This is a genomic window from Kitasatospora sp. NPDC056446 (genome assembly GCF_042796115.1).
Lineage (GTDB): Bacteria > Actinomycetota > Actinomycetes > Streptomycetales > Streptomycetaceae > Kitasatospora.
Genome location: NZ_JBHTRF010000228.1, coordinates 1 through 1,327, shown reverse-complemented (window position 1 = coordinate 1,327; position 1,327 = coordinate 1). Strand labels below are relative to the sequence as shown.

General features: G+C 53.8%; 2 protein-coding genes. Both read right to left on the bottom strand.

Going from position 1 to position 1,327, the window contains the following annotated elements; translation table 11 throughout:
- Window positions 1-636: 636 nt before the first annotated feature.
- Entirely contained in the window at window positions 637-1,032 is a 396-nt protein-coding gene (locus ACFQ6N_RS40885; protein WP_053450893.1) for a hypothetical protein, read from the bottom strand.
- Window positions 1,033-1,036: 4 nt separating this feature from the next.
- Window positions 1,037-1,327: hypothetical protein (locus tag ACFQ6N_RS40880; protein ID WP_380659204.1), on the bottom strand; the 291-nt coding region annotated here is incomplete at its 5' end.

Genomic DNA, 1,327 nt, shown 5'->3' with positions numbered 1-1,327 from the left:
TCACAGCTCAGGCCGATGAGCGTGTTGCCCGCACCATCCCGCACATTGGTAAGGCGGTTGTGCGCGTCGTACCAGTAGCGATGGTCTTTGACACTTGGTCGCGGGCCTGAACAAGTGACAGATGTTCGACCGAACCTAAGGTACGACGCCTACCGTGCGCCCAGGTCACGATCCAAGCCTTGTGCACAGAGGGGGGGCTGCTCGCGAAGAATCAGGTCGCGAACCTGAGCATCCCCAAGCTCATAGGGGTCATCTCGTGGCTCTTCAGTGACTTACTCAATCATGCCGGTCATAGCAAGCGCACCTACACTAACCTTTGCCCCAGAAAGCATGTCCTCTCACACCCTCTGCCTGGTAATGCGGAAGCCCCTCCCTTCCACCATCCAATTCATGGCCGACTTGCGACCTGCCTTCAGTCAGCGACCACGTTTTACTGCGCCCCATCCCGGCACGGTTCCCTTAGCGCCATTGACAGCAGAAGACTGCACTTGGCTCGTGAAGCTAGTCCTGATCCCCAACGATGGATCCAACCCTATGGCCTGCCAATTACGCAGCCCGGGTCTAGATCATTCATCATCCAAGCAGTATTTATTCCTGAGTATCCTCCGAGCCACCGTAGTTCCGCCACGATAAAATTCACCCACCCTCGCCCTCCATTATATACCTAAGATTCCTAAATTCGGCCACACACTCCGGAACACCTTCCGACAGATCGTCAAAGAAGAATTCCCTATGAAATAAATCTGGCCACATGAACACCCCATCAAACCGCTTCTCAATGCGCCATTCTTTCGGCATGGACCCATCAATAACATCAAATATGCCGATTGGCGCAGAAGTCAGATTCCCATAGTCATCGATTACCTTGCAGACGAGCGTCCCGCCCCTGTAAATGCTCGACTCCCTATGGAGACTAAGTCCGAATACCGTGTACTCATTCCCAGCACCCAGGAACAGCGTCGACTTTACTCTCCCTTCCGCGCCAAGCCCGGCAAGAATATCAACCCAATTGCTGACGACTTTTACTCGCATCAGTCTATCTCCCTTCTTCAATCAACTTTGTTTTTGGCTCAACGACTTGTCCGGTCGCCTGATTCTGATATGCATGAGTAGAGAATTGCTGCCCATCTGGCGCCTTGTGCGACGAGCTTGATACCTTGACCCAATCAGAGGCACTTCCTCCATGAACAGCACTGAGGCGCGGCGAATCCCGCAAAAGAACTCCACTCTGCCCGCCAGCGATGACCTCTCCCTTTCCTGACATCAGCTCGCCAAGCTGCTGCTCACTACCAAGCTGTTTACTCAGCTTCACGCCACTTGCAGCTCG